The organism is Yersinia sp. 1252 StPb PI, from assembly GCF_048593885.1.
In the GTDB taxonomy this organism is placed as follows: Bacteria; Pseudomonadota; Gammaproteobacteria; order Enterobacterales; family Enterobacteriaceae; genus Yersinia; species Yersinia enterocolitica_E.
Genome location: NZ_JAZGQE010000031.1, coordinates 13,261 through 36,795 on the forward strand (window position 1 = coordinate 13,261; position 23,535 = coordinate 36,795).

Below are 23,535 nucleotides of genomic sequence, written 5' to 3' on the forward strand. Positions count from 1 at the left end.
CCGTTACACCTTTTCCACGTTGACCAGAAACGCCTTGAACTCTGGCGTTTGCGTATTGGCATCACCGACAAACGGTGTCAGGGTATTGGCCAGGAAGCCTTTTTTCGCCACCCCTTCGTATCCCCAGTGGATCGGGATACCAATAGTGTCAACTTCCTGCCCATGAACATTCAGCGTACGAATACGTTTGGTCACCACAGCCTTGGCTTTGATATAGCCACGGTTGGAGCTGACTTTCACGGTATCGCCCTGCTTAATGCCCTTTTTCGCTGCCAGTTTTTCGCCAATTTCCACAAACTGTTCCGGCTGTGCGATAGCATTGAGCAGCACATGCTTGGTCCAGTAGTGGAAATGCTCGGTCAGACGATAAGTGGTACCGACATACGGGAACTGCTCATGAGAACCCATTGCGGCCAAATCGTCTTTAAAGACACGAGCGGCCGGGTTAGATATCACATTCGGGTGCAGCGGGTTGGTGCCCAGCGGCGTTTCAAATGGCTCATAATGTTCCGGGAACGGTCCTTCTGCCATTTTGTCGATGGCAAACAGGCGGCCCATACCCTCTGGCTGCATGATAAACGGCCCGACATCGCTACCCGGTGCCGCGGCACTGTAATCTGGGATATCAACGCCACCCCATTTGGTGCCATCCCACTCCAGCAACTGGCGTTTCGGATCCCAGGGTTTACCTTGTGGGTCAGCAGAGGCACGGTTGTATAGAATGCGGCGGTTAAGCGGCCATGCCCACGCCCAGCCCAGTGTATTGCCAAGGCCGGATGGGTCAGCGTTATCACGGCGTGCCATCTGGTTACCGGCCGGTGTCCAACTACCGGCAAAGATCCAGCATCCACTGGCGGTAGTACCATCATCACGCAGATGAGCAAAGGTACTGAGCTGCTCGCCTTTTTTGACCAGCACTTTGCCGTCAGCATCGGTGATATCAGCCAGTGCTTTACCATTGCTTTCCTGTGCCACTTCTTCTGGCTCTGGATTGTCTGGCGTCAGATAATCCCAGGTCATATTGAGTACCTGTTCTGGCACTGCACCACCGTCCTGATGGTACATGTCACGCAGACGACTAAAGATACCCGCCAAAATGGCACCATCGTTCAATGCTTCGCCCGGTGAATCAGCACCTTTCCAGTGCCATTGCAGCCAGCGGCTAGAGTTAACAATTGAACCGTTTTCTTCAGCAAAACAACTGGATGGCAAGCGGAACACCTCGGTTTGAATTTTCGATGGACTGACATCGTTAAATTCACCGTGGTTTTGCCAGAAATTCGCGGTTTCAGTATTGAGCGGGTCAATAGTTACCAGGAATTTCAGTTTCGACAGTGATGCTACTACTTTGTTTTTGTTCGGGAACGACGCGACCGGGTTAAAGCCCTGGCAAATATAGCCATTCACTTTACCCTGCGACATCATCTCGAAATACTGTAATACGTCGTAGCCTTTATCCCACTTCGGCAACCAGTCGTAGCCCCAGCCGTTCTCTTTCTGGGCTTTATCACCGTAGAAACTTTTCATCAAACTGACGAAGAATTTCGGGTAATTGCTCCAGTAGTTAACCTGGCCCGGCAGCAGAGTTTTCGGCGTGTTGGCCTTCAGATAAGTGTCAATATCCGGCTGTTTTTCTGACGGCAGATTCAGGTAGCCCGGCAAGCTTTGCGACAGCAAACCCAGGTCAGTTAAACCCTGAATATTAGAGTGACCGCGCAAGGCGTTAATACCGCCCCCCGCCATGCCCATATTGCCCAGTAACAACTGGATCATCGCCATGGTACGAATGTTCTGCGCGCCAACCGAGTGTTGTGTCCAGCCCAGCGCATAGAGGAATGTGGCGGTTTTATTGGACACACTGGTTTCGGCGAGATATTCGCAAACCTGCAAGAAATCTTCTTTTGGCGTACCGCAAATGTTGGAGACCACCTCTGGCGTGTAACGGCTGACGTGTTCTTTCAGCAAGTTCCACACACAACGCGGGTCTTGCAGCGTGACATCGCGTTTGGCAAAGCCGTTTTCATCCAACTGGTAATTCCAGGTGGTTTTGTCGTATTTGCGATTTTCGGCGTCATAGCCACTGAACAGGCCGTCATCAAAGGTAAAGTCTTCCCGCACCAGCAAGCTGGCGTTGGTATAAGCTTCGACGTATTCGCGGTTAATTTTGTTGTTGGTCATCAGATACAACAACACGCCGGACAGGAACGCGATATCGCTACCGGAGCGGATTGGCGTATAGAAGTCCGCCACCGATGCAGTACGAGTAAAGCGTGGGTCTATCACCAGCAACTTGGCATTGTTGTGGATTTTGGCTTCCATCGCCCAGCGGAACCCCACCGGATGCGCTTCTGCCGCATTACCGCCCATGACGATAATTAAGTCTGCGTTCTTGATGTCAACCCAGTGGTTGGTCATCGCACCGCGACCAAATGTTGGAGCAAGACTTGCTACCGTTGGTCCGTGTCAGACACGTGCTTGGTTGTCTACGGCAAGCATGCCGAGAGCGCGACTAAATTTCTGGGTCAGATAACCCGTTTCGTTACTGGATGCCGAGGCACACAGCATACCGGTACTCAGCCAACGGTTGACGGTAACACCGGCGTCGTTGGTCTTAATGAAGTTAGCGTCCCGGTCTTCTTTCATCAGCTTGGCAATGCGGTCAAATGCATCATTCCAAGTGATTCGCTGCCATTTATCTGAACCCGGAGCACGGTATTCAGGATATTTCAGGCGGCTTTCGCTATGGATAAAATCCACCAGCCCTGCACCTTTCGGGCACAGCGCGCCACGGTTTACCGGATGGTCCGGGTCCCCTTCGATATGGAAAATACTCTCTTTGGCGTTTTTTGCGCCGTCACCGAGGCTATACATCAAAAGCCCGCAACCAACGGAGCAATATGTGCAGGTATTCCGCGTCTCACGGGCGCGCAGCAATTTGTAATTGCGCGTTTCCGCCAGCGCCACTGACGGCGTAAAGCCGAGTGCCGCGACCGTGGTTCCTGCCATACCGCCAGCGCAGATCTTAAAGAACTGCCTTCTGCTGACCTGCATGGGTCTCTCCTTCGTTCATTGTCACATTATTTCAGTTCACACTTCCCTCAACGAAACCGGAAGCGCTAAAATCGCTTACGCGATATCACCTTTATCGGTGTGGGATACATTCTTCTGGAAATAGAATTATACCCATACCATTCTTAATGTGAATGTTACCACATTGTGATTATGGGTTATAACTTTCAGGGCCGCATAGTGAGCCAGATCAAACCTTCAACAATTGACCTCTCCACCGGAATCTGCGGTGCAAAACAACTTAACGTGCTACAGCGCCATAAAATGGCCGAGCCGCAATTGGATTGGCTAGCGGAGGAAGTGCCGGTGGCGCTGGTCTACAATGGCATTTCCCATGTGGTGATGATGGCAACCCCGAAAGATCTGGCAGCATTCGCGCTGGGGTTTTCGTTGTCAGAGGGCATTATTAGCGCCCCACAAGATATCTACGCCATTGATGTGACACCAGGCTGTAATGGCATAGAAGTTAACATTGAGTTATCCAGCCGTCGCTTTGCCGGTTTAAAAGAGCGCCGCCGAGCTATGGCCGGCCGCACCGGATGTGGGGTCTGTGGTATTGAACAGCTTGATGATATTTTTCGCCCCATCACCCCGCTGCCTTTCACTCAGACCTTTAATTTGAATCAACTCGATAATGCACTGGCACAACTCAAGCAGGTACAAACTGTGGGTCAGTTGACGGGTTGCACTCATGCTGCGGCCTGGATTAATCCGAAAGGTGAATTGTTGGGCGGTTGTGAAGATGTGGGCCGCCATGTCGCACTGGATAAGCTGCTGGGGATACGGGCCAAACAGCCGTGGCAGCAAGGTGCTGTGCTGGTTTCCAGCCGTGCGAGCTATGAGATGGTGCAGAAAACCGCAATGTGCGGTGCAGAGATTTTATTTGCTGTTTCTGCTGCAACAACCTTAGCGGTTGAAGTTGCCGAGCGCTGTAATCTGACGCTGGTTGGCTTCAGTAAACCCGGTAGAGCAACGGTTTACACCCATCCGCAGCGGATTAGTGAATAGAAAGACCACATAATTAGTACGGCATTGATAATCATTTTCAATATCATTTAATTAACTATAATGATCCGAATGCTTACGCGGCGCTTACTTTTTTTGCGCCGCCCTACACTACGGAGACGATGATTATGAGTTACTCACTGCCATCCCTGCCTTATGCTTATGACGCCCTGGAACCCCACTTCGATAAGCAGACGATGGAAATCCATCACACCAAACACCACCAGACCTATGTTAACAATGCAAACACGGTGTTGGAGAGCTTCCCTGAGCTGGCTAAATTCAGCGTTGAAGACCTGATCAAAGATCTGGACAAAGTTCCTGCTGAAAAACGCACGTTTATGCGTAACAACGCCGGCGGCCACGCTAACCACAGCCTGTTCTGGAAAGGGCTGAAACTGGACACAACCCTGAAGGGTGATCTGAAAGCCGCTATTGAGCGCGATTTCGGCAGCGTAGATAGCTTCAAAGAGAAATTTGAAGCTGCTGCGGCAACCCGTTTCGGTTCTGGTTGGGCTTGGCTGGTTCTGAAAGACGACGGCAAGCTGGCGGTTGTATCTACTGCTAACCAAGATAGCCCACTGATGGGCGAAGCAGTTTCTGGCGCATCAGGCTTCCCAATTATTGGCCTGGATGTGTGGGAACACGCTTACTATCTGAAATTCCAAAACCGCCGCCCAGACTACATCAAAGCATTCTGGAACGTGGTTAACTGGGACGAAGCAGCAGCGCGTTTCACTCAAGCCAAATAAGCCGCATAAACCGTATGTTGCATATCCAAACAACGTGGAGTTGCAGCTAACAACCCTGTAGCTTCAAGTCCGAAGGATACATGCCAGCAAGGTCATCTTGCTGGCATTTTTATTGCTAAAGTTTAGCCAATTTCTGCCGATAGATTGTTCAAGAAGGGCGTTGGTATTCATGGATATAAAGCTCATGAACTATACCCTAAATAATTCGAGTTGCAGGAAGGCAGTCAACGCACATGCAACTTGAAGTATGACGGGTATATCGTTTGGGAAAAGTACTCTTGCCAAGGCTATCCCACATACCACCAACTCCCCAAAATCTTCTAATAACTAGACCTCCCCAAACTCACCTACGCTGATTGATTTGCATCAGAGACACCGCATAACGGAGAAGAACATGGCAGTATTTAGCAACGTTTTTGGCAGCTTTGAAAATATGAAAGTCGGTAAAAAGCTGGGATTAAGCTTTTTCCTGATGTTGTTGCTGGTCGGGATCATCGCCGGTACCACCGCTTATCATTTCTCCGTGATTGAAGATCATGCTTATAAAGTTGACCTGAGTTACAAAGTTAACGATGAATCCAATCAGGCAAAGTATAATCGTGCATTATATGAACGTACCTACTCCCTGCAATACATCAAAGAAAATTCTCAACATATCAATAATATAAAAAATCTTCTGACCCAGAGCGAAAGTCTTAGCTGGTCGGCAGATAATCGCAAAACCATTAGCAGTATTTCCGATGTGGTAGAGGAGTATCTGCAGCAGCAGAGTAACTTCGTCAATGCCGTGGCCCATAAAGATGATGTGCGCAAAAGCTGGAATATTTCTGAAACCCAGAAGAACCTCAACGAGCTGCAACAAAGCCTACTTAATGAAGGGGCAGATACCCATACCCAAATCCTGCTAGCAGAGATGAACCAGAAGTTGATGACCGTGCGCTACAACGCACGCGGCTTATTGCTGGATCGCAACCAAGATGCAGAGTCCTCGCTGATTACCTCAATCAATATCGCCAATAGTGCCGCAAATGCTTTTATGCCGGTGCTATCGGCCGAACAGCAAAAGCTGCTGGCTCCGGTTATCTCCAGCCTGAGTACCTATAAAGATAACGTACTGGCCTATTTACCGGCTTATCAGCAAGAGCTGGAGGCCGGTAAAGTGATGGAATCTAATGCCAACGAATTGAATAAACTGGCCACCCATCTGTTCACCCAAGAGCTGCAAGGAACCCACGCAGAAATCAATAATGCGCAATTGCAGTTAACTATTGCTGCCATTGCCGCACTGCTGTTTGGTCTATTGATTTCATGGCGCATGACCCGCCAGATCACGGTACCACTGCGCACCACCCTGGCGATGGCAGAGCGCATTGCTACCGGTGATTTAACTGCGGCGACAACATCAAACCGTACCGATGAGTTGGGCCTGTTGATGAATGCCGTCGCCCGAATGAATGAAAACCTGCGCGCCATGATTGATGAGATCCGCATTGGTGTCAGTCAGGTGTCTCATGCCTCAGGCGAAATTGCTGTCGGTAATACCGATTTATCTTCCCGCACCGAACAGCAGGCTGCGGCTGTAGAGGAAACCGCTGCCAGCATGGAGCAGTTGAATGCCACAGTTAAGCAGAATGCCGATAACGCCCACCATGCTAATCAACTGGCAACCGAGGCATCACAAACCGCACAGCAGGGCGGTAAGCTGGTTAACGATGTGGTGCGCACCATGAACGATATCTCCGGTAGCTCCAAACGTATCTCTGAGATTACTTCAGTCATTAACAGTATTGCTTTCCAGACCAATATCTTGGCCTTGAATGCTGCGGTTGAAGCCGCCCGCGCCGGCGAGCAAGGCCGTGGTTTTGCCGTTGTCGCCAGCGAAGTTCGCAATTTGGCACAACGCAGTGCACAAGCGGCGAAAGAAATTGAAGGCTTGATTGGCGAGTCAGTGACTCAGGTAAATGCCGGAACCACGTTGGTGCAAAATGCCGGGCAAACGATGGAGAATATTGTCCGCTCAGTGACCCATGTGCGCGATATTATGGCGGAAATTGCCTCAGCATCCGATGAGCAGAGCCGTGGCATCACACAGGTTAGCCAAGCCATCTCTGAAATGGACAGCACCACTCAGCAGAATGCTGCCTTAGTGGAAGAGTCTGCCGCCGCCGCTGACTCACTGGCTGAACAGGCCATTTTACTGGCACAGGCCGTTGCCGTGTTCCGCCTATCCGATGCAGAGGCAGAATCGGTACAGAAAAACGTCGGTGCATCCGTGGCACCTAAAAGTACCCCAACACCTCGCTCTGGCACAGAAAGCAGTCGCACCACTCAGCACGATAATTGGGAAACCTTCTGATTATCCGCTAAACCGCGATACCCGGTAGGAGTAGCCAATGCGATTACTCCTGCCTATCTCATCGTTTCGCTCAATCCTATCGATAACCTCTTTTACCTTGGAACCCTGCGGTCAGGCAGGGTATTCTGATTCTCCCTTCCAAACGCAGACAAGGAGAGCAGATGAAGTATCCTCAGGTTTATATCGGTAAAATCGAGCCTTATAACGGCAGTTCCCCGAGCGCGATTGGTAAACGCCAGGTTCAGGGTGGCATCATGCTCACGACGCTGGGATTGGAAGGGGATGAACAAGCCGAAACCCGCTTTCACGGCGGGCCGGACCGCGCCTTATGCCATTATCCACGAGAACACTACTCCCACTGGATAGAGCGATTCCCTGCACAGGAAGATATTTTCTCTGCTCCGGCCTATGGCGAAAATATCTCAACCCTCGGCATGACGGAACAAAATGTCTATATGGGGGATATCTACCGCTGGGGAGGGGCAATCATTCAGGTGACTCAACCGCGTTCACCTTGTTACAAGCTCAACTTCCATTTCGCTATCGAGGAGATGTCGGCACTGATGCAGCAGACCGGCTATTGCGGCTGGCTGTATCGCGTAATTTCCACCGGTATTGTTAGTGAGGGCCATGCATTAGAGCTGTTGGCGCGTACCAGTGATATCTCGGTGGCAGAAGCGATTGCCATCGCCTGGCATATGCCTTTCGATAAAGAACAGTATCACCGCTTGTTGGCTGTATCAGGATTATCCACCAGTTGGAGTAAAACTATGCTAACGCGTCTTTCGCAAGGAAAGATCGAGGATTTTAACCGGCGGTTATTAGGGAATACCTAATGATAGAGGTTATTGAATAGCAAAATATGCCGATCTTTATTGATAAACTTGACTGTATCTCACTTGAGATACAAACTCAGTTTATTGATGAGGAGGCAAAAATGGCTACACACACCACAATGTTGCATGTCCGTATTGATGATGACGTCAAAAAACAGGCAACAGCAGCACTCAATGCAATGGGCCTTTCGGTTTCCGACGCCGTGCGTTTATTTTTAAATCGCGTCGTCGCTGATCAGGCATTTCCATTCGAATTGAAAGTACCGAACCCCCAGACTCGTGCGGCGATGCAGGAAGCAGAAGAGATAGTTCAAGCCCATAGCGCACGTTTTACTACTTCGGATGAGTTATTTATTGAACTTGAAAAAGACAACAGTAAGTAAACGAACGACAATGCCAAGGACGGCAGATTATACCAAAGACTTCCTTAAAGACTGGGAAAAGCTGTCCCGCAGTGGTCGTTATGATATGTATCGACTCAAACATGCCATGTTACTGCTTATTGCAAATGATACGCCGTTAGGTGCCGAATGGTTAGACCATCCGCTTAAAGGAGACTGGGAAAATTTCCGAGAATGCCATATCGGAGGAGATTTTTTACTGATCTATAAATTAAGTAACAGCAGTAAAATAAGCCAGATTATCTTTGTTCGCGCGGGAACTCACTCAGAACTGTTTGATTGATCATATTTACAACAACAAACCGGGTAGCAGCCATGCCACACACCCGGTTATTTCGAAAGTCGCAATTAGAACGCTTTTTTCGCGTAGCCGGTCACTTCTTTCAAGCCCATCTCACGGCCTAATGCAGTCATTGGGTGTACCACCACAATACCGCGTACTGCTTTCTTCAGCGTGCCCATATCCGCCTGCTCTTTTTTAGTAATAGCGCGGCTGAACGGCAGTTGAGCTAGCTTTTGTGCCTCAGCACTCAGGTTTTTAACCCGCACTTCTTTCAGGCGCTGAATTTCAGCCGCCAGTTTCTCTTTTTCTTTCATATGCTGCGCGATCAAATCCATATTACCCTGTTGGATCACGGTAGGGTCTTTGTGGTTCAACGCATCCAGCATATCGCTTAGACGTTTGATTTCTGCATGTTCTTTCATAGTATTGGCCCGTACATGCCACTGATGGGCACGATATTTCGCTAAAGTTGGGGATAGGATAGCACTGATTGTGCATCAAGATAGAGAGTGTATCAGGATGCGTGCTTTTCAGCAGCAGCCTCCTGTATTGGTTGCCACTGCATGCCGGCCGGTAGGCTGCTAATTTCACAAGCAACCTCCCCGAGCCTGACCAAAGCTTGGGTATAGTGGTGGTTGAACGGATAACAGCACGAGAGGCGAAAAGCATTACGATAGCGGCCACTCGGCGAGTAAAGCGTACCGGGGGTCAGGCATATCTGTTCTTGTAGCAATTGATGAAATAGCGCCACGGTATCGACACTGGCAGGGAACTCGACCCAGAAAACAAAACCCCCTGCTGGTTGGGTCACTTTGGTCCCACGAGGGAAGTACTGTGCAATGAGTTGCTGCGCCTGCTGTACCTGTTGCGCATAACGGCGGCGTAGCCCGCGCAGGTGGTGGTCGTAACCGCCAGACTCCAGAAACAGTGCCAGTGTTTCTGATAATAACGCCGGTTCCGCCATCGACGACACCGCTTTGAGCTTATGTAATGCCTCAGCGAAGCGGCCACCATCAATCCAGCCGATACGGAAGTCCGGGGCCAGTGTTTTGGTGAAGCTGGAACAGAACAGCACCCAACCGTCGCGGTCAAAGGCTTTTACCGCTGGGGACAAGGTAGAACCGAATTGTATTTCTGCATATAAGCCATCTTCTATCAGTGGCACCTGATGATCGTTCATCAACTGTGCCAGGCGCTTTTTCGCCGCCAGTGGCATCGTAAAACCTAACGGGTTCTGCACCGTTGGCATGGCGATCAATGCATTCAACCGCCCCTCCTGAAGCAGTAACTCCAACACATCCAACGATAAACCTTGCTGTGGATCGGTTGGAATCTCCACGGCTTTCAGGCCAAGACTGGCAAGTAATGGCATCAGATAGAAATAGGTTGGCGATTCCAGCCCGACACAATCACCCGGCTTGGTGGTGACCCGCAACGCTAGCTGCAACGCCTCCATACAACCATGCGTAATAGTGATATCTGCCGGATTAGCCAGCATCCCGAGGGTCATGGCGCGGCGGGCGATTTGCTGACGCAGGCGCTGGCATCCTGGTGGCAACGCGTACTGGCTGATTAACTGCGGCTCGCGACGCAACAGTGATGCCATGATGCGGCCCAACTTGGCGCTGGGGTAAAAATCCGCCGTTTGTGGACAGGCGAGCGAGATATTGGTAAAGCGAGGGTTTTGTTGTGCGGCAAATACCGTATCAATTAAATCCAGCACCTCATTTACCGGTTTGCCGACTGTCGCTGTTGGCACCACCGCCGTTGACGGACTACAGACATAAAACCCTGACTGCGGACGCGCCTCAATCAAGCCTCGATCCTCCAGCGTACGGTAAGCCGCCACCACCGTATTGATACTCACCTGATGGTTTTTGGCGTAACCGCGCACTGATGGCAGGCGGCTACCCGCCAGCAAACTGCCTTTCTTAATGGCCTGTGCCAGATTGTCAGCCACTTGCAAGTAGCGAATTTCATTCATAACAACGGGCATGGTGACAGTTCTCCGCAGGTTCAATGGGTACAGTTAAATCTTATACAAACTGTACCCACAACAATAGATAACTTCTGCTTCTGACGCCATAGCGGATTGCTGTTTATACTCGTCATACTTCAAATTGCATGTGTGTTGGCTGCGCTCGATCACCCAAATCATTGACTCGCGTCAACTCATCGGGACTCACTCACTTGCCGCCTTCCTGCAACTCGAATTATTTAGAGTACATGCTAAATCTCTTGATAACATCATTAGGACCTACCGCCCATGTTGGACAGTGCCTTTATCAGTTACGTTACCGTTATGTCGATCACTCCAGGCCCAAATAACCTGTTATTAGCCGCATCTGGTGTCAATTTTGGCTTACGTCGCACCTTCCCAATGATGTTGGGGATTACCTTTGGTTGCGCGTTGCAATGCGCATTAATGACCACATTGTTGGCATTAATTCTCAGTTGGCTGGGGGTAATTCGCTTGCCACTGGTGACGCTGGGATGTGCATATTTATTCTGGTTATCGTGGAAGATTTTTAATTCCGGTAGCCCGAAGTCAAGAGATGACCAGCAGCCAATGGGGTTTATCCAGGGGGCTTTATTTCAGGCCATTAATCCAAAGGCTTGGCTGATGGCTATGAATGTCGCCATCTTATTTACACCACGTGAGGGTGCTACGCTGAGCCATACCCTACTGATTGTTAGTGGCTTTGCTCTGTTAAATCTGCCTTGTGTGGCCGTTTGGGCGGTGATGGGGGATCAGTTACGCCATGCGTTACGGGTTAACTGGAAACTACGATTATTCAATGGAGTGATGGGGGGCTTGATGGCAATAACAGCATTGTGGCTGTTAGTTGACGAATGGCTCAGTGTGTTGCAGTAACTCAGGCATGGCCGAGTGGTGACAGCTTGGAAACCTGTTTTAAGCTGATGCGGGAGAGCAATTCTGTAATCGAGAGCACCATGGTGGAACGCACCATTTGCTGATAACGCTGGCGTTGCATGGCAATCAGCGACGCGTCTGCTTCATCCGGGCGCAGGAAAGTGGGCACTGGCGGCAATTCAGCCACACAATGTAATTCACCAAATGGCCCGAGGATTTCGTCATCAGTAAAGCGATACTCGGTGCCATCATGGTTTAACTCCTCACGAAGCGCCATCAATAGCTCAGCATCTTCGTATTCATGACGGGTGATCACACCCAAGGCATAAACCAACTTTAGTCGCACGGATAGCTCACCAAGCGGCCCATCGCCAACCAGCAATGGTTCCACAGCATATTTCACCGCATAGTCATCTTTACGAAAAACCTGCACCACGAGAATATTCAGCGCTTCTGCCAATAATTCGACAGCAGCCATCAGGAAACTCCGAACGGTCTTGCCTGCGTTCAGATGCTCAAGTACCCGATTCTCAAATGCCTGTGTTTTTTCAATCATCGCTTGTCACTGAGGTGGTTTCAGAATATCGGGCTACGAAAAGATAAATACCGCGCAATCTGACACGGTATTTATCCCCGTCATACTTCAAGCCGCATGTGCGTTGGCTGCCCTCGCTCACCCCAGTCACTTACTTGAGTAAGCTCCTGGGGATTTACTCAGTTGCCGCCTTCCCGCAACTCGAATTATTTAGGGTACATCACCTAACGCAAACTCATTTTGTTCATAACAAAATCAGTGCGCCAGCTTGTCCTGCATGGCGTTATACACACTCACCGCCTGTTCGACAACCTCGCCATCAGCGGGTAAGCCTGAAATTTGCGCCAAAGCAGCTTTCGGCCCCAATTTCGCCAGTAATTCAACCAACTCCTGAGCTTGTGGGTCTTGCTCACTGCGATAATTCATGGCCGCCGCAATACCGGTTACCAGATTGGTGTGTGGCAGTTGATACTCAAGTGTACCCAATAGCGGTTTGATCAATCGATCACCGGCACTCAGTTTACGCAGTGGCTGACGGCCAACACGTTCAACATCGTCATGCAGGTAAGGGTTCTCAAAACGGGAGATGATTTTATTGATATAAGTGGCATGTTTTTGTGGATCAAAAGCATAGCGTTTAATCAGCACCGCACCGCTCTCTTCCATCGCGCCTTTCACTGTCTGGCGTACTGTCGGGTCCAAGATAGCATCACGAATGGTTTGATGGCCTGCCAGTTGCCCCAGATAGGCTGTTATTGCATGTCCGGTGTTCAGGGTGAAGAGTTTACGCTCCACAAACGCCATCAGGTTGTCGGTCAACTCCATACCCGCGATTTCCGGTGGCTGCCCTTTGAACTGGGTACCATCAACAATCCACTCACTGAAGGTCTCTACCGTCACTGCCAGAATATCTGTACTGCCCGCTTCTGATGGCGGCACAATACGGTCTACCGCAGAATCGACGAAACCGACATGTTGCTCAACCCACGCTTGTTCACTTTCCGGTAACGCAGCGAAGACATGCTGTTTTAACTGGCTGGTACCGCGCACCATATTCTCACAGGCGATAATATTCAGCGGGCGAGTATTACCTTGTTGATGACGAGCGACTAAGCCTTGTGCCACGGTGCCGGCAATACGTGCCAGAATCTGCGGTCCAACAGCGGTGGTGACAATATCGGCATCAGCAATCAGCGCCACCACGTCTGGGCTACTACTGTTTACTGCACTCACGTTTTTGACTTCTTCAACCCGCGCCTGCTCACCGACCACATTGACCTGATAACTTTTACGTTTATTCAGTTCGTCCAGCAGCGGTTGGTTAACATCTGCGAAGGTCAGTTGCGCACCGGCATCAGCAAGAAGTTTACCAATGAAGCCCCGGCCAATGTTACCTGCGCCAAAATGTAATGCTTTCATATTCGTTACCTTTTGCTGTAAAAGGGCCGTTTTCTCCCAACGGCCCTATTCAGTTATTGCTGGGTTACTTTTTGCCACCCAATAAGTCCAATACTTCCTGCACGCTGGTAGTTTTACTTAAGCGCTCAATCACCGACTCATCATCCAGCGCATTCGTCAGGCTGGTAATAACATGAATGTGCTCATTATTACGGGCCGCGATACCAATCACCAAACGCGCCACTTCATCTTCTTCGTCACCAAAGCGCACGCCGTCAGGGTATTGGCAGAATACTACACCGGTTTTCAACACACGGTCTTTCGCTTCAATGGTACCGTGTGGTACCGCGATAGATTCGCCCAGATAAGTGGAGGTCAGTTTTTCACGTTCCAACATCGCTTCAACATATTCCGGCTCAACATAACCCCCCTTCACCAACTGCTCACCAGCGAAGCGAATAGCTTGCTCTTTGGTGGCTGCGTGTTGATTGAGGAAGATATTCTCCGCGCCCAGCTTGAATAAGTTGGCTTCAGAGGCTTCAAAGCTATCGTCCAGCGTTTCAATCACTTTCTGAGTGCTTGCTGTCGTGTTAGCCGCCTCCACCAAACGTGCTGTCAGGTTGGTGTACAACTGGCTATCAAGGAAGTTGGTCAGCGAGATATGTTGTGCCTGTGGCGCATGGCGCATGGCTCGCTCAGTCAAATCACGGTGGGTGATAACCAAGTCCACATCTTCTGGTAAGTTGTTGATAGCACAGTTAGTCACCGAGATATGTCTCAAGCCCGCATCTTGTACTTTCTTACGCAGCACACCGGCCCCCATCGCACTAGAACCCATACCAGCATCACAAGCTACGATGATTTTACGTACTGTGGTCAGGTCGCCTGCGGCAGCGGCAGCATTCGCCGCTTGTGCGCCTTTAGATTGCGCTTTCATATCTTGTATACGGCGAGTTGCATCTTCCAGACTGTCTTCCTCGTCGTCTTTGACTTTAGAGGTTTTCAGCAAGATAGCCGATACCACGAAGGAGACGGCAAACGCAGCAGCAACTGCAGCAATGTTGGCAAAATAAGCACCTTTAGGTGTCATCGCCAATACTGCCAGGATAGAACCAGGAGACGCAGGTGATACCAGGCCGCCGTTCAGCACAGTCAGAGTGAACACACCAGTCATACCGCCCAGAATAACCGCCAGCAATAAGCGCGGGTTCATCAGCACGTATGGGAAATAGATTTCGTGGATACCACCGAAGAAGTGGATGATAGCCGCGCCGCCAGCAGATTGCTTAGCGTTACCTCTACCGAAGAACATGTAAGCCATCAACACACCCATACCTGGGCCTGGGTTCGCTTCAATCAGGAAGAAGATAGACTTACCGGTTTCAGTCGCCTGCTGGATACCCAGAGGTGAGAAGATACCGTGGTTAATCGCGTTATTCAGGAACAGGATTTTGGCTGGTTCGACGAAGATAGACGTTAATGGCAGCAGGTTAAGCTGCACCATGATATGCACGCCTTTAGCCAACACGTGGGACAACACTTCTACCAGTGGACCAATCGCCATAAAGGCGAGAATCGCCAACAACATCCCGATGATACCGGCTGAGAAGTTGTTAACCAGCATCTCAAAGCCGCTTTTGATTTTACCTTCAACCCAACGGTCAAAGTGTTTGATTGCCCAGCCACCCAGCGGACCCACAATCATCGCACCGAGGAACATTGGCATATCTGCACCAACGATAACCCCCATGGTGGTGATAGCACCCACCACACCACCGCGATCACCACCCACCAAACGGCCACCGGTAAAACCGATCAGCAGTGGTAACAGGTAGGTGATCATTGGGCCAACCAGTTTGGCTAGCGTTTCATTTGGCAGCCAGCCGGTTGGAATAAACAGTGCGGTGATAATACCCCAGGCAATAAATGCCCCGATATTGGGCATAACCATGTTACTGAGGAATCGGCCAAAATTTTGAATTCTGACCTTTGCGTCTGGTGAAAACATAAAACACCCCTATTGGTACGCGCTAACAATAAGAGCGCGATATAATTGTTTTGTTGAGGCAGTTCTGCAAAACCCGCCGGTGTTATCGAATACAAACACGCTGTATGCAAAACAAACTCTAGCATGCTCCTTTATTCACGCGTAGCTCACTGCATTTATGTGACGGAAGTCACATCAACACCCCTATTACAGGGGTGCATTTGTTGACGCAGATCACACTAAATGACTGTAAGAAAACCACGACGACGAATTTTTAAGCTACAAAGCCTGATTATAGTGATATAAATCACATTTTGTGTGGGTTAGTTTGTTTTGAAAATGTGATGTTAATCACAAGTTATTTTTGCTCGTAGAGAGGAGATGAGACATTCACCCTGCTAATAACCTCTCAGACTCAACTCTTGGTAGAAATGTGTAATAAAATAACGGGGGGAAGGGGGCATACTATTGGAGCGGGTTTTGGTTGATATGAGTTCATCATTGCTCACGATCGGAGCGGGTTTTGGTTGAGATGGGTTCATCATTGCTCACGATCGGATCTTGTTTCGGTTGATAAACGCTCAGAGGTCATTTTAGCTCAGTCGCCTCAACCGAGTTAAGGCCCATAAGCGTGGGCCTTAACAATCCGCGCTTACGCACGTATCGCTTGCCTGCTGCGCAGGTTCCCTCGGCTCATCATTACGCTGGCGGGACGGCTTTATTCGCATCCCTGCTCATGACGCCTAAATCCGCCGTCCATGGCGGATTTCCCTGGCTTCATTCTTCACTCGGCAGCTCAAATGTGCTTTTAAACATCAAAACCTAAAACCATGGTTTTGACTTTGAGCGCAATCAGGAATATTGCCGACAAGGAGTGAGGGTAGAGTGAGCGGGCATGGACGCCCGCGAAAAGCGCGCTTGGGCAGGGATGCCCATCGCGCTGGCTCGTCAGCCCGAAAGACGCTGACGGTTTACCCGCAGGGCAATATTTCGCGCAAGCGCGGGATTGCACAAGGGGCCACGCTTATGGCCCCTTTGCCGGTTGGTTCATCGCAGGTTAAGTAAGCTCAGTTGCTTTAACAACCGAACTTATTCACTTATCAAATACCAGCCGAACCGATCACCAAATCAAATCAACCTAAATCAACCTAAATCAACCTAAACCATCACTGCATGACACTCGCAACACTCTTCTGTGCCGTCATCATCGCCGGATACTTGGCGACTAAATTAGCCATCATCGTGTTATATAGCGCTGCTTGCTGTGGGGTCTGGAATTGAACGCCGCCATTATTGAAAGTGACCTGCGTTCCCTGTTGCTGCAAGAAATCACCAACTTGTGCCAGATCCTGCACAAAAGCAGAAATCACCGGCACTGCTGGGATCAACACATTGGCTGGCTGAGTCACAATATTATCGAAAGCTTTATTAAATACCACTTTCAAATCATCAGGCTGTTTCAATGCAGCAACCGCACTATCGGCTTGTGTTTTTGCCGTACGAATCTGTTGCACTAACAAGTTCAATGCACCTGCGGACTGCTGTAATGCATCACGCTTGGCGAGATAATCCTGCGCCACGCGGATCTCATTGATTTGAGCAATCGCCGGGCTCAAGCTGGCATCAACAGATTTGGTAAGCTGCTGTGAAAAAGTGACTAAAATCGCATAATCACTGACATAAGGGCCAAATTTCTGCTTTTGATCTTCGCTCAGTGTTGGCAGTTTCATCCCACTACGCATCACTGTATTTTGCAGATAATCAATAAAAGCCTTACGTTGTTCTGGTTCTTTATCCCCGCAGGCGGTCAATTGGAACACCACCAGTAACGCCAGTAATGGCGCTAACCAACGTGAATATCGGGCTGTATTCAGTGCAAAAGTCATGTGAAACTGCTCCTGTAGTAAGTACTTATTTTCACAAATTCTATTCTTATCACCCAACTCCAGTATTAAGAATAGCTAAGGGGAGCGATATACCCTTCTTACTTGAGGTTGCAGGGGTGTTCGCTGCTCTCACTTACCCGAATCACTTACTTGAATAAGCTCATCGGGATTCGCTCGTTTGCAGCCTACCTGCAACACCAAATTCTTTGGGTAACTACGCTCCCCTGTGACCAGCCAAGTACAGAATTACTGTAATAACGAAATATCAGCAACCTGCAAGAATAGCTCGCGTAATTTACTCAGCAATGTCAGACGGTTGATCCGCACTGCGTCGTCCTCTGCCATAACCATAACACTGTCGAAAAACTCATCGACCGTTTCCCGCAGAGCCGCCAGTTCCACCAGCGCTTCCTGATAGTGACCCGCAGCAAAGACAGGCTCTAGCTTGTCACGCAACACCACTAAATGTGTGGCCAGTTTCAGCTCTGCCGGCTCTTTTAACACCGAGGCATGCACATGGTCATTCAGGGTATCAGTGGATTTCGCCAGAATATTCGATACACGCTTGTTAGCAGCAGCCAATGTCGCTGCGGCATCCAGGGTACGGAAATAGGTCACCGCCTTCACCCGTGCATCAAAATCAGCCGGTTTGGTTGGACGACGAGCCAGTACCGCCTGAATAGTGTCAACGCTGTGACCTTCATCCTGATACCAGGCACGGAAACGGCCCAGCATGAACTCAATCACTTCATCGACCACGTTGCCATTGGTCAGCTTGCTGCCATACAGGCGCACCGCCTCTTCAGTCAGCGTTTGCAGATCAAGTGGCAAGTTCTTCTCGACGATAATGCGCAGTACTCCCAACGCCGCACGGCGTAGCGCAAACGGGTCTTTATCACCTTTCGGATGTTGACCAATGCCGAAAATACCGGCCAATGTGTCCATCTTATCGGCAATCGCTAATGCACAAGCAACTGGGTTCGATGGCAAATCATCACCGGCAAACCGTGGCTGGTATTGCTCATTCAGCGCTACAGCAACATCTTCAGCTTCACCATCGTGACGGGCATAGTGCATCCCCATCACACCTTGAGTATCGGTGAATTCAAACACCATGTTGGTCATCAGGTCACATTTGGACAGCAGACCTGCACGGGTAGCATGGTTAACGTCCGCGCCAATCTGTGCGGCAACCCAGCCCGCCAATGCTTGAATACGGTCGGTCTTGTCACGCAACGTCCCCAATTGCTGTTGGAACAGCACGGTTTCCAGACGCGGCAAATTATCTTCCAGACGTTTTTTACGGTCAGTCTTAAAGAAAAACTCCGCATCAGCCAAGCGCGGACGAACCACTTTCTCGTTACCGGAAATAATCTGTTGAGGATCTTTAGATTCGATATTGGCAACAAAAATGAAGTTTGGCAGTAGGCTACCGGCAGCATCGTAAACCGGGAAGTACTTCTGGTCACCTTTCATGGTGTAGACCAGTGCTTCCGCAGGTACTGCCAGGAATTTCTCTTCAAACTTGGCGGTTAGCACCACCGGCCATTCAACCAGTGACGTCACTTCTTCCAGCAGGCTTTCACTCAGATCAGCAATACCGCCAATCTTCTGCGCTGCCAGTTCTGCATCACGCTTGATTATAGCTTTACGTGATTCATAATCAGCGATGACTTTACCGCGCTCCAGCAAAATCTGCGGGTATTGGTCAGCGTTATCAATAGTGAATTCAGCCTCACCCATAAAGCGGTGACCACGAATAATGCGGTCTGAATCAATACCTAACACAGTGCCTGGAATCAATTCGCTGCCTAACAGCAGGGTTACAGTATGAACCGGACGAACGAATTGGGTTTCTTTATCACCCCAGCGCATCAGTTTTGGAATAGGCAGCTTACTCAGCGCGCTATTCACCATATCTGCCAGCAGTAATTGTGCTGATTGGCCTTTGACATGGGCGCGATACAGCAGCCATTCGCCTTTGTCAGTAACCAGACGTTCAGCCTGATCGACAGTAATACCACAACCCCGTGCCCAGCCTTCGGCGGCTTTGCTAGGTTTACCTTCAGCATCAAAAGCTTGCGCAATGGCAGGGCCGCGTTTTTCAACTTCACGATCCGCCTGAGCCGCGCTTAAATCGGTCACTTTTACCGCCAGACGGCGCGGCGCAGCATACCAAACCACCTCACCATGAGGCAGGTTGGCGTTATCCAGTTCAGCAGTAAAGTTGGCAGCAAAAGATTCGGCCAGAGAACGAAGAGCCTTCGGCGGCAGCTCTTCCGTGCCGATTTCCACCAGGAAAGTCTGTTGAGTCATGACAGCCTCTTAGTTCTGATTCTTTTTGCACATAGGGAAGCCCAACGCCTCGCGGGAAGCATAATAAGCCTCGGCGACAGCTTTGGTCAGCGTACGAATGCGCAGAATATAGCGTTGGCGCTCGGTCACCGAGATGGCTTTACGGGCGTCCAGCAGGTTAAACGTATGGCCAGCTTTCAGAATGCGCTCATAAGCGGGCAGCGGCAGCGGGTTCTCCAGTGCCAGCAGCGACTGAGCTTCTTTCTCATACTGCTCAAAGCAGGAGAACAGGAAATCCACATCGGCGTATTCGAAGTTATAGGTGGATTGCTCCACTTCATTCTGATGATAAATATCGCCATAAGTGGTTTTGCCCAGCGGGCCGTCGCACCAAATCAGGTCATAAACGCTGTCTACGCCCTGAATGTACATCGCTAAACGTTCCAGACCATAGGTTATCTCGCCAGTGACCGGTTTACATTCCAAACCGCCCACTTGCTGGAAGTAAGTGAACTGCGTCACTTCCATTCCGTTCAACCACACTTCCCAGCCCAGACCCCAGGCACCCAAGGTCGGGTTCTCCCAGTTGTCTTCAACAAAGCGGATATCGTGGATAGTCGGGTCCAGACCCAGTTCTCTCAGCGAGCCTAAATACAGCTCCTGAATGTTGTCTGGTGAAGGCTTAATGATCACCTGGAACTGATAATAGTGTTGCAGGCGATTTGGGTTCTCACCGTAGCGACCATCGGTCGGGCGGCGTGAAGGTTGTACATAAGCGGCAGCGATTGGCTCTGGGCCAAGTGCACGCAGGCAGGTCATTGGGTGGGAGGTACCCGCGCCGACTTCCATGTCCAGTGGTTGAACAATGGTGCAGCCTTGGCGCGCCCAATAGTCCTGTAACGTCAGGATCAGGCCCTGAAAGGTCTTGGTATCAAACTTTTGCATGTTGGATTCGCACGCGATACAAGTGGATTAAAATGGAATGGGTCAGTATACCCGTTGACCGTAAGATATACAGCCAGAATCCGGCAAGATGCAACAATCAAGATGGATTTGTCGATAAAATGAGCCTTTCACTGTATTCCAACTGATTATTCTGCTTTGCGCCAACAAAGGTAAAGAGTCCGTCGATAGGTTGCTAATCAGCTAATGAACAGCGATCATCCTCTGCTAAGTCAGATAATAAAAAGGAAGACGAGTTATGAGTCTACAACGCTGCGGTTGGGTCACCTCTGATCCTCTCTATCTCGCTTATCACGACACTGAATGGGGTATCCCACGTACCGACAGTCAGGCGCTGTTCGAAATGCTCTGCCTCGAAGGGCAACAAGCCGGACTTTCATGGATAACCGTGCTGAAAAAACGTGAACACTATCGCAAGTGCTTCCATAATTTTGATCCAGTGCGTGTGGCGAAAATGGGGCCGGACGATGTAGAAAAACTGGTGCTGGACAGCGGTATTATCCGTCATCGCGGTAAGATTCAGGCCATTATCACCAATGCACAGGCTTATCTGGCCATGGAGGCCGACGGTGAGGATTTTTCGCACTTTATCTGGAGTTTTGTTGATGGCGAGCCAAAAATTAACCATTGGTGGTGTCTGGCGGAGTCACCCGCAACCACACCCGTATCAGATGCAATGTCAAAAGCATTGAAAAAAAAAGGTTTTAAATTTATCGGCTCCACCATTTGCTATGCCTTTATGCAGGCCAGTGGCCTGGTGAACGATCATCTGGCGAGTTGTTTTTGCCATCCGGATAACGCGATAAAATGATAAGAACTTACCAACCGGACGATATCGATGCCGTGATGCAATTGTGGCTAACCAGCACGATTGCGGCGCATCCTTTTGTTACCGAACAATATTGGCATGAGAGCGCCCCGTTGGTACGAAACACTTACCTGCCAGCAGCCCGCACTTGGGTCTATTTACACTCAAAAACCATCCATGATGAGAATCCGATTGCAGGATTTATCAGTATTCTGGAAGAACAACTGGTGGGAGCATTGTTTGTCGCCCAACCTTTTCACGGGCAGGGTATCGGTAAGGAATTGATGGAATATGTTCAGCGGCATTACCGCGCCCTGACGTTGGAGGTCTATCAGCAAAACCAGCGCGCCTGCCACTTCTACCGTAAACAGGGTTTTACCCAGATAGGAAAAGCGTATAACGCCGAGACCAAAAACACTATTTTAACTCTGCACTGGCAACACCTATTTAATTAGCTCCTTATTTTACCCCCAGCATCTGACAAATTTTAATAACCGGTTCAATCCCATAACTGTATTACTCTATTCCTGAGCCTATTTTCCTGTGGGAATTACGTGAGGGGTTTAATATGATAGGTACATTGCTAAGCATCCAATTACCCTTAATTTTGTTAATAACATTATCTCCATTAGCCATTGCCGATAATATTAAAATCAGAGAAGTTTGTTTATATTCTGAAGATAAATATCAAGTTGAAGCAACGAATGATAATGAATATAGCGGATGTTATAGAAAAAAACGGGATGTCGCCGGAACGCTAGGCTGCACCTTTATCCCCGCATTGGCGATTTATAATTATGTTACCCATAGCCATTGTGATCAGGCAGATAAATTATGGCGTCAGATATCACATTGGTTTTCCGATGATAATCAAGACAAGGTAGTCTTGATTGCCAGTAATTCCCCTTTGCTTGAGCCACACCCTGCTCTTCCCCAAAATAACGATGACCAAGCCAATTCTCTTATATTGACCTTAACCAAAATTGATACTCAATTACATAATCAGGCACTGACATTACCGGCCACTGCTCGATTTTGTAAAACCTCAATAGATAATATCCTCGCGGCTCGCTATCCCCGTAGCCCGGATGAAAACTGCCCTCAGTGGGTATCTCGTATATTAGCTGATTTCACCCTGTTATTCGGTGATACTGTGCGGGACTGGACACCCCAGCAACTGCAGAATGTCGTCACACGGATTGATAGACAACAGTCTACTGGCTATGCAGGTAACGATGAGACGACTGAGAATCGTCTGGTCACTGGCCTCAGTGCCATTATCCAACAATTGGGATTGGCTGAAACCCTCCAGCAAATCACCCGTGCATTTCGCTATGCCCAATTAAATTATGCTAATTATATTGGACAGAACCCCAGCACCACGGAATCACCTGGCGCCACACAAAGTCTTCCATTAGGGGAATATTCACTTTCGCTAGAGTCTTATCGTTATCCCGCCGAGCCGCACGCAGTCCGTATTCGCCACAATAATGAATGGGTGACCAGACCCGACTTACATTTTGAAGTAGAGATAATTGATGCCAGCGCAACTGACCGATCGGGTATTATTCTCGCGCACACCGTGATGGACCAATGGTTTACTACTTACCTTTTCGCCCCATTAAAAACTGACCAGCAAGACAATCCTCTGACTGACCTTGATCGCACTACCAGCGCGGCACGCACCACCAGTATCTCACTGTTACTCGAATTGGAAAACACCACCAGTGACTATCTGTTCGTGGTGGTACGGCTTGAGGGAGAGATTGTCAGCATGTTGGGAGCCTCTAGCGGGAACGCGACAGATGAGTTCTATATCGATGTTTCGGTGAGCGCTCCCCGTAACGTTCTGACCCCCAATGCTGAAGGCAATGTGCGCGGAGCAGGCAGCGTAGCAGTACATGAATTGGCCCGTTACCTGAAAGAAAATGGGGTGAAATTTTTACGTTTTCGTGCGCCAAGTCAACCCGCAGCGCGAGTGAGCACCAAACTCGGCTTCCATCATGATGAATTTTGATCGTTAAATATCATTTCCCACAGACTCTGCACTGATGGTTAATTCAAAAGTAAGGGATTATCATTTGAA

The 23,535-nt window shown here is 49.5% G+C and carries 20 protein-coding genes; 11 read left to right on the plus strand and 9 right to left on the minus strand.

The window, feature by feature from the left end:
• Nucleotides 1–3: 3 nt before the first annotated feature.
• Nucleotides 4–3,051 (minus strand): formate dehydrogenase-N subunit alpha, encoded by a 3,048-nt coding sequence (gene fdnG / locus V2A85_RS07165; RefSeq protein ID WP_420071147.1) that lies wholly within the window; start codon nt 3,049–3,051, stop codon nt 4–6.
• Nucleotides 3,052–3,222: 171 nt separating this feature from the next.
• Between fdnG and fdhD the strand changes: the two genes are divergently transcribed.
• The 6 genes from fdhD to V2A85_RS07195 all read left to right on the plus strand — a co-directional run bounded on the left by fdhD (nt 3,223) and on the right by V2A85_RS07195 (nt 8,702).
• Entirely contained in the window at nt 3,223–4,077 is an 855-nt protein-coding gene (gene fdhD, locus V2A85_RS07170) for a formate dehydrogenase accessory sulfurtransferase FdhD (protein WP_420071148.1), read from the plus strand.
• Nucleotides 4,078–4,202: 125 nt separating this feature from the next.
• Nucleotides 4,203–4,826: a superoxide dismutase [Mn] gene (gene sodA / locus V2A85_RS07175; protein ID WP_050311298.1), complete on the plus strand. Its 624-nt coding sequence runs from the start codon at nt 4,203–4,205 to the stop codon at nt 4,824–4,826.
• A gap of 394 nt (nt 4,827–5,220) precedes the next feature.
• Nucleotides 5,221–7,182, plus strand: a complete 1,962-nt coding sequence (locus V2A85_RS07180; protein WP_420071149.1) for a methyl-accepting chemotaxis protein — start codon at nt 5,221–5,223, stop codon at nt 7,180–7,182.
• 161 nt (nt 7,183–7,343) lie between these two features.
• Nucleotides 7,344–8,018 carry a 6-hydroxyaminopurine reductase gene (gene yiiM, locus V2A85_RS07185; RefSeq protein ID WP_372560225.1) on the plus strand — a complete coding sequence of 225 codons (675 nt, stop codon included), beginning with the start codon at nt 7,344–7,346 and terminating at the stop codon, nt 8,016–8,018.
• A 101-nt stretch (nt 8,019–8,119) separates the two neighbouring features.
• Complete coding sequence (locus V2A85_RS07190; RefSeq protein ID WP_032906763.1) at nt 8,120–8,401, plus strand: type II toxin-antitoxin system RelB/DinJ family antitoxin; 282 nt, start codon at nt 8,120–8,122, stop codon at nt 8,399–8,401.
• Nucleotides 8,379–8,702, plus strand: coding sequence for a type II toxin-antitoxin system YafQ family toxin (locus V2A85_RS07195; RefSeq protein WP_420071150.1), 324 nt, complete (start codon nt 8,379–8,381; stop codon nt 8,700–8,702). The genes V2A85_RS07190 and V2A85_RS07195 overlap by 23 nt, the downstream gene beginning before the upstream one ends.
• A 65-nt stretch (nt 8,703–8,767) precedes the next feature.
• Here V2A85_RS07195 and V2A85_RS07200 read toward each other — a convergent pair whose 3' ends face one another.
• Nucleotides 8,768–9,124: a YibL family ribosome-associated protein gene (locus tag V2A85_RS07200; protein ID WP_075337794.1), complete on the minus strand. Its 357-nt coding sequence runs from the start codon at nt 9,122–9,124 to the stop codon at nt 8,768–8,770.
• A gap of 92 nt (nt 9,125–9,216) precedes the next feature.
• Nucleotides 9,217–10,698: a PLP-dependent aminotransferase family protein gene (locus V2A85_RS07205; protein ID WP_420071151.1), complete on the minus strand. Its 1,482-nt coding sequence runs from the start codon at nt 10,696–10,698 to the stop codon at nt 9,217–9,219.
• Between the two features lie 270 nt (nt 10,699–10,968).
• Here V2A85_RS07205 and V2A85_RS07210 point away from each other — a divergent pair, with 270 nt between their 5' ends.
• Nucleotides 10,969–11,577 (plus strand): LysE family translocator, encoded by a 609-nt coding sequence (locus V2A85_RS07210; RefSeq protein ID WP_372560222.1) that lies wholly within the window; start codon nt 10,969–10,971, stop codon nt 11,575–11,577.
• 1 nt (nt 11,578) lies between these two features.
• Here the strand turns inward: V2A85_RS07210 and V2A85_RS07215 are convergent, their stop codons facing one another.
• The 3 genes from V2A85_RS07215 to V2A85_RS07225 form a co-directional block, all read right to left on the minus strand.
• Entirely contained in the window at nt 11,579–12,133 is a 555-nt protein-coding gene (locus tag V2A85_RS07215) for an MltR family transcriptional regulator (protein WP_005186837.1), read from the minus strand.
• 234 nt (nt 12,134–12,367) lie between these two features.
• Nucleotides 12,368–13,531 carry a mannitol-1-phosphate 5-dehydrogenase gene (locus V2A85_RS07220; protein ID WP_420071152.1) on the minus strand — a complete coding sequence of 388 codons (1,164 nt, stop codon included), beginning with the start codon at nt 13,529–13,531 and terminating at the stop codon, nt 12,368–12,370.
• A 64-nt stretch (nt 13,532–13,595) separates the two neighbouring features.
• Nucleotides 13,596–15,518: a PTS mannitol transporter subunit IICBA gene (locus tag V2A85_RS07225; protein WP_372560220.1), complete on the minus strand. Its 1,923-nt coding sequence runs from the start codon at nt 15,516–15,518 to the stop codon at nt 13,596–13,598.
• Between the two features lie 864 nt (nt 15,519–16,382).
• On the opposite strand from V2A85_RS07225, the gene V2A85_RS07230 reads away from it, so the two are divergent.
• Nucleotides 16,383–16,562, plus strand: coding sequence for a hypothetical protein (locus tag V2A85_RS07230; RefSeq protein ID WP_049558539.1), 180 nt, complete (start codon nt 16,383–16,385; stop codon nt 16,560–16,562).
• Nucleotides 16,563–16,663: 101 nt separating this feature from the next.
• Here the strand turns inward: V2A85_RS07230 and V2A85_RS07235 are convergent, their stop codons facing one another.
• The 3 genes from V2A85_RS07235 to glyQ form a co-directional block, all read right to left on the minus strand.
• On the minus strand, nt 16,664–17,383 hold the full coding sequence (locus V2A85_RS07235) for a DUF3053 domain-containing protein (protein WP_083161480.1): 720 nt from the start codon (nt 17,381–17,383) through the stop codon (nt 16,664–16,666).
• Between the two features lie 246 nt (nt 17,384–17,629).
• A complete protein-coding gene (glyS, locus tag V2A85_RS07240) occupies nt 17,630–19,699 on the minus strand; it encodes a glycine--tRNA ligase subunit beta (RefSeq protein WP_372560219.1) in 2,070 nt (689 codons plus the stop codon).
• Nucleotides 19,700–19,708: 9 nt separating this feature from the next.
• A complete protein-coding gene (glyQ, locus tag V2A85_RS07245) occupies nt 19,709–20,623 on the minus strand; it encodes a glycine--tRNA ligase subunit alpha (protein ID WP_005186828.1) in 915 nt (304 codons plus the stop codon).
• Between the two features lie 256 nt (nt 20,624–20,879).
• Here glyQ and V2A85_RS07250 point away from each other — a divergent pair, with 256 nt between their 5' ends.
• The 3 genes from V2A85_RS07250 to V2A85_RS07260 all read left to right on the plus strand — a co-directional run bounded on the left by V2A85_RS07250 (nt 20,880) and on the right by V2A85_RS07260 (nt 23,466).
• Nucleotides 20,880–21,452, plus strand: coding sequence for a DNA-3-methyladenine glycosylase I (locus V2A85_RS07250; RefSeq protein ID WP_420071153.1), 573 nt, complete (start codon nt 20,880–20,882; stop codon nt 21,450–21,452).
• A complete protein-coding gene (locus V2A85_RS07255) occupies nt 21,449–21,904 on the plus strand; it encodes an N-acetyltransferase (protein ID WP_420071154.1) in 456 nt (151 codons plus the stop codon). The genes V2A85_RS07250 and V2A85_RS07255 overlap by 4 nt, the downstream gene beginning before the upstream one ends.
• Before the next feature lie 113 nt (nt 21,905–22,017).
• On the plus strand, nt 22,018–23,466 hold the full coding sequence (locus V2A85_RS07260; protein WP_420071155.1) for a GNAT family N-acetyltransferase: 1,449 nt from the start codon (nt 22,018–22,020) through the stop codon (nt 23,464–23,466).
• Nucleotides 23,467–23,535 lie beyond the last annotated feature (69 nt).

Bases quoted from the DNA above. Each gene is read 5' to 3' on its own strand.
- fdhD (WP_420071148.1), top strand. From the start codon at position 3,223: ATGGGTTATAACTTTCAGGGCCGCATAGTGAGCCAGATCAAACCTTCA.
- sodA (WP_050311298.1), top strand. From the start codon at position 4,203: ATGAGTTACTCACTGCCATCCCTGCCTTATGCTTATGACGCCCTGGAA.
- V2A85_RS07180 (WP_420071149.1), top strand. From the start codon at position 5,221: ATGGCAGTATTTAGCAACGTTTTTGGCAGCTTTGAAAATATGAAAGTC.
- yiiM (WP_372560225.1), top strand. From the start codon at position 7,344: ATGAAGTATCCTCAGGTTTATATCGGTAAAATCGAGCCTTATAACGGC.
- V2A85_RS07190 (WP_032906763.1), top strand. From the start codon at position 8,120: ATGGCTACACACACCACAATGTTGCATGTCCGTATTGATGATGACGTC.
- V2A85_RS07200 (WP_075337794.1), bottom strand. From the start codon at position 9,124: ATGAAAGAACATGCAGAAATCAAACGTCTAAGCGATATGCTGGATGCG.
- V2A85_RS07205 (WP_420071151.1), bottom strand. From the start codon at position 10,698: ATGCCCGTTGTTATGAATGAAATTCGCTACTTGCAAGTGGCTGACAAT.
- V2A85_RS07210 (WP_372560222.1), top strand. From the start codon at position 10,969: ATGTTGGACAGTGCCTTTATCAGTTACGTTACCGTTATGTCGATCACT.
- V2A85_RS07215 (WP_005186837.1), bottom strand. From the start codon at position 12,133: ATGATTGAAAAAACACAGGCATTTGAGAATCGGGTACTTGAGCATCTG.
- V2A85_RS07220 (WP_420071152.1), bottom strand. From the start codon at position 13,531: ATGAAAGCATTACATTTTGGCGCAGGTAACATTGGCCGGGGCTTCATT.
- V2A85_RS07225 (WP_372560220.1), bottom strand. From the start codon at position 15,518: ATGTTTTCACCAGACGCAAAGGTCAGAATTCAAAATTTTGGCCGATTC.
- V2A85_RS07235 (WP_083161480.1), bottom strand. From the start codon at position 17,383: ATGACTTTTGCACTGAATACAGCCCGATATTCACGTTGGTTAGCGCCA.
- glyS (WP_372560219.1), bottom strand. From the start codon at position 19,699: ATGACTCAACAGACTTTCCTGGTGGAAATCGGCACGGAAGAGCTGCCG.
- glyQ (WP_005186828.1), bottom strand. From the start codon at position 20,623: ATGCAAAAGTTTGATACCAAGACCTTTCAGGGCCTGATCCTGACGTTA.
- V2A85_RS07250 (WP_420071153.1), top strand. From the start codon at position 20,880: ATGAGTCTACAACGCTGCGGTTGGGTCACCTCTGATCCTCTCTATCTC.
- V2A85_RS07255 (WP_420071154.1), top strand. From the start codon at position 21,449: ATGATAAGAACTTACCAACCGGACGATATCGATGCCGTGATGCAATTG.
- V2A85_RS07260 (WP_420071155.1), top strand. From the start codon at position 22,018: ATGATAGGTACATTGCTAAGCATCCAATTACCCTTAATTTTGTTAATA.